The sequence below is a fragment of the Kitasatospora sp. NPDC058965 genome (assembly GCF_042741245.1).
Classification (GTDB): Bacteria; Actinomycetota; Actinomycetes; order Streptomycetales; family Streptomycetaceae; genus Kitasatospora.
On record NZ_JBHYKG010000142.1, the window covers coordinates 1 to 4,523 of the forward strand.

Here is a 4,523-nt window from a genome sequence, read left to right on the forward strand (position 1 = left end):
GCCCGCCCCTGCACGGGGCGGGCACCGGCCCGCGGCGTCAGAGCTGGGACTCGGTCAGGTTCGGCAGGCTCGCCTGGGTGGCGATGGCGTTCCAGAGCGAGGCGGCCTGCTTCTTGGCGGTGCTGGCCTGGCCGCTGGCGGTGTCGCCGGCCTGGCGGTGCGGGTTGTCGCCCTGCTTGCTCGGGTCGCAGCCGGCCACCGCGTCGCCGGCCCAGGCCGCGTAGGCCTCGTCCGCGCTCTCCGAGGCCTGCCAGGCCTGGTTGAGCTGGTCCACCAGCTGCTGGCCGGTGGGCAGCTTGTCCACCTTGAGCGCGGCCAGCGAGGTCAGCAGTTGCTTGCGCTGGGTGGCCGCCTGGTCGAGCGCGGTCTGCGCGTTCGCCGGGTTGTCGCAGTTCTTGATCGCGCCGACCGCGCCGATCACCGCCTGCCGGCTGCTGTTGGCCGTGCCGAGCAGGCCGGACAGGGCCTGGGCCTGGGCCTGCGCGTCGGCGCTGAGCGCGGACGGGCTGCCGCCGGACCCGGTCTGCGTGACGGCGGTGCTGGCGGCCGGCTTCGCGTCGCGGTGCTTGGGCTTGTCGCTGCCGCCGGAGCCGAGCACCGCCACCATGATCGCGCCGACCGCGCAGACGGCGACCAGGCCGCCGATCACCGCGTTGCGCGACAGGCCGCCCGGACGGCGGGAGGAGCCGGCGCCGGCCCGCCCGAGCCGGGTGGTCTGCTCGGCCGGCGCCGGCTGCCCGCCGAAGGTCTGCCCGCCGCCGTAGGTCTGCTGCCCGAAGCCCTGCTGGCCGCCGTAGGACGGCTGGCCGCCCTCGAAGCCCTGCTGCTGGCCGCCGAAGGTCTGCTGGCCGCCCTCGACGAAGCTCTGCTGGCCGCCGAAGGACGGCTGCCCGCCCTCGGCGAAGCCCTGCTGGCCACCGAAGGACGGCTGCCCGCCGAACGACTGCCCGCCGCCGAAGGTCTGCTGGCCGCCGAAGCTCTGCTGCTGCGGCACCCCGCCCGGCGCGAAGCCCTGCTGGCCGCCGTAGCCCGCCTGCGGGTCGTTGGTGGGGTAGGGCGGCAGGTACTGGGTCGCCGGGGCCTCCTGGACCGGCGCCTGGGCCGCGTAGCCGGCCGGCTGCTCGCCCCACGGCGCGCCCTGCGCCACCCCGGGCCCGCCCAGGTACTCCGGCTCCCCGCCCTGCGGCGCCCGGCCCGGCTGCGGCCCGGGCGGGGCCGCGGCGGGGGTCGCCGCCGGGCCGCCCTGGGCCGGTTCCGGCCGGAACAGGTCGTCCAGGTTGAAGTCACCGGAGTTGGGGTACGAGCGGCGCTGGCTCAACGCGATTCCTCACCTGTGCACGGGCACGGGCACACCGGCAGCGCCACGGCGGCGGTCCGTCGAACGGACCGCCCGCGCTGTCTGTACGGTGCGAGCACCCGGGCCTTCCTCGGTTCTTCCGCGCTGACGGCGGACCACTTCTGCTGGAGTTCTTCGGAACCTCGCGCCCACGCTACCGGTTCACCCCCGGGGGTGTGCAGGCGGGCAGGGTACTTTCCGGACTCGAACACGGGCCCGCCGACAGTCCGTCACGCCGCCTCCACCTCCGCGCGCTGCTGGAACTCCCGCACCACCTGGTGGTCCCGGAACGGCTCCAGCCGGCGCCGGAAGTCGTCCAGGTACTCGACCCCGCGGTTCGACCGCAGCCCGCCGAGCAATCGCATCGCCTGGGTCCCGGTCTCGCAGGCCCGTTCCACCTCGCGCTGCTGCAGCTGGGCGGTGGCCAGCAGCACCAGGTCCACCGCGCGGCGGCGCACCCGGGTCGGCGGGTGCAGTTCGAGCGCGATCCGGGCCTGCCGCTCGGCCTGCTTGGCCTGCTCCAGGTCCCGGTAGCAGTGCGCCAACTCGTCGGCCAGGTAGGCCTCGTCGAAGTGCACGATCCAGTCCGGGTCGTCCTCCGGCCGGCGCTGCTCCATCGCCGCCACCGCCTTGGCCGCCACCAGCTCGCAGGACCGGGCGTCGCCCAGCAGCGCGTGGCCGCGGGCCTCGGCGGCGTAGAACATCGCCATCGCGGTCGGGGTGGCCACCGCGCGGGCGCCCTCCTGCGCCGCGCGGGCGAGTTGGGCGATCTCCCGCGGGTTGCCCAGGGTGGCCGCCAGGTGACTCATCGAGGCGGCCAGCACGTAGCCGCCGTAGCCGCGGTCGTCGGCCGCCTGAGCCAGCCTCAGGGCCTGGATGTAGTAGCGCTGGGCGAGCCCGGGCTGACCGGTGTCCACCGCCATGTAGCCGGCCAGTTCGGTCAGCCGGGCCACCGCGGCGAAGAGCTGACGGCCGGTCTCCTCCCGGTACCCGCCGCCGAGCAGCCCGGAGACCACGCTGTTCAGGTAGTGCACCACCACCGGGCGGACGTGCCCGCTGCCGAACCGGTGGTCCAGGTCGACCAGCATCTCGGTGGTGGCCCGGATCGCCGCCACGTCCGAGGGCCCGACCCGGGGGCCGCCGGCCCGGGCCACCACCGGGTCGGGCGGGGTGATCAGCCAGTCCCGGCTGGGCTCGACCAGGGCGGAGGCGGCCACCGTGGCGCCGCCCAGGAAGTCGCGCCGGCTGACGTCGCTGCGCCACAACTCGCAGACCTGCTCGACCGCCCCGGTCAGCGTGGCGGCGAACTGCAGGCCGATGCCGGAGGTCAGGTTCTTGCCGTCGGCCATGCCGATCTCGTCCACCGTGACGCCGCGGCCGAGCTTGCGGCCGAGCGCCTCGGCGATCACCTGGGGCGCCTGGCCGCGCGGCTGCTGGCCGCGCAGCCACCGGGCGACCGAGGTCTTGTCGTACCGCAGGTCGAGCCCGTGTTCGGCGCCGCAGAGGTTGACCCGGCGGGCGAGTCCCGCGTTGGAGCAGCTCGCCTCCTGGATCAGCTGCTGCAGACGCTCGTTGGGCTGTCGTGCGACGAGTGGTCTCGCGGCCATGGGCTTCGCCTCCCCAGCGCCCCCGGGTTCCGGCCGGCGGGCGTCGACTCTGCTGCTCTGGTGTCGGCCGACGCGGGCGCGGGCGCCCGGCGGCGTGCCGACTACCCGGCCAGTGAAGGAACTTGAGGCCAGGTTAGCGATCAACGACACCATCGGGATACCCATGCGGACGACCTGTTTCCCATGCGCGCCCGGGAAAATGCTCCTGTGCGCCCCCACTGCGCCCACCTGGCCGCCCCCGGGCGAACGGCGCCCCAACGCTGCCCGAACGCCTGCCCGCGCGCCGAGTTGGCGCCACGGAGCACGCCAGGGCACGCCACCCCCCGGTCGGCCCATCGACTTTACGTGCCGACCGCCTTGATCACCGGTTCGAGTGACATTCCCATCTCCCGGCCACGGCCCGTAACCGCCCCCTGGGCCGGTAGTTGAGCAGCACGTGGATGAGACCCCTTCAGCCCCGGAACCGGGCAGTGACGGCAGACCGATCTCCCCGCTGCTGATCGAGGCGGTGCGGTACGCGGAGGAGCGGCACTGGGAGGTCGTGCCGGGCACCCACCTGGTCGACGGGGAGGGGCCGGCCCGCTGCTCCTGCGGGGCCGCGGACTGCCCGCTGCCGGGCGCCCACCCCGCCTCCCAGGACTGGCGGCGGCGGGCCAGCGCGGGGCCCGGCGTGGTGCGGCGCTGGTGGACCGACAGCCCGCAGGCCTCGATCCTGCTGCCGGCCGGGCGCTCGTTCGACGCGCTGGACGTGCCGGAGCGGGCCGGCTGCCTGGCCCTGGCCCGGATGGAGCGGATGGAGCTCCAGCTGGGCCCGGTGCTGGAGGCGCCGCCCGCCCCCGGGCAGCACGGGCGCCGACTGCTCTTCCTGGTGCTGCCGGGCAGCCTGGCCAAGCTGCCGGAGATGCTCCGCAAGCTCGGCTGGGCGCCCGGACGGCTGGACCTGACGGGCCGTGGCGAGGGCGAGTGGATCGTCGCGCCGCCGTCCCGCAGCGGGCCGTACGGCTTCGCCCAGTGGGCCCGGCCGCCGTCCGCGCTGAACCGCTGGCTGCCGGACGCGGCGGAGCTGATCAACCCGCTGGCCTACGCCTGCGGCCGGGAGGCCCCCGCCGCACCGCGGGTGGCCGCGCCCGGCCCCGTGCAGGTGGCACCGGTGCGCTGACCCGCCGTCAGCCCGAGGAGCGGACCCGGTGACCGGGTCCGCTCCTCGGCGTGTCCGGGCGCATAAGAGACCGGTGTACCCGGCCCGCCCCCGGGGGTAAGCCGCTCGTTCGTGTGACAGCGCCCGGGGGTTGGCCGCAGGTGCCGCGGGGATGAATCACCGCGAGACGCGAAAAGCCCAAACCGAGACGAAAGGGGCACACCGGGGCGTCGAGGACCGGGGGGATGCCGAAGGGGACGCCTGGACGGGGAAGCCGGGCGGCGGCAGGGGGGACAGGGAGGGATCGGAGGGGAACCGGGGGGTTGGGGGCCCGGCCCCCGGGGCGGGGCGGGGCGGGAGCGCCCCGCGACGACCCGGGGGGCGCCCACCACCGGGGGGCGGCCGTGACTGTCCGCAGCGGCGGGCGGCGCGCCCGCGCCCC

3 protein-coding genes are annotated in these 4,523 nt (G+C 75.9%); 1 reads left to right on the forward strand and 2 read right to left on the reverse strand.

Annotated elements, in window-relative coordinates:
* Positions 1-37: 37 nt before the first annotated feature.
* Both ACFW1A_RS22785 and ACFW1A_RS22790 read right to left on the reverse strand, forming a co-directional pair.
* The gene (locus tag ACFW1A_RS22785) at positions 38-1,318 is read right to left on the reverse strand and encodes a hypothetical protein (protein WP_380410980.1); all 1,281 of its coding nucleotides are present in this window, start codon (positions 1,316-1,318) and stop codon (positions 38-40) included.
* A gap of 248 nt (positions 1,319-1,566) precedes the next feature.
* Positions 1,567-2,943, reverse strand: coding sequence for a twin-arginine translocation signal domain-containing protein (locus ACFW1A_RS22790; protein ID WP_380410981.1), 1,377 nt, complete (start codon positions 2,941-2,943; stop codon positions 1,567-1,569).
* Between the two features lie 436 nt (positions 2,944-3,379).
* Between ACFW1A_RS22790 and ACFW1A_RS22795 the strand changes: the two genes are divergently transcribed.
* Positions 3,380-4,102 carry a bifunctional DNA primase/polymerase gene (locus ACFW1A_RS22795; RefSeq protein ID WP_380410982.1) on the forward strand — a complete coding sequence of 241 codons (723 nt, stop codon included), beginning with the start codon at positions 3,380-3,382 and terminating at the stop codon, positions 4,100-4,102.
* Positions 4,103-4,523: the final 421 nt, after the last annotated feature.

Bases quoted from the DNA above. Each gene is read 5' to 3' on its own strand.
- ACFW1A_RS22790 (WP_380410981.1), bottom strand. From the start codon at position 2,943: ATGGCCGCGAGACCACTCGTCGCACGACAGCCCAACGAGCGTCTGCAG.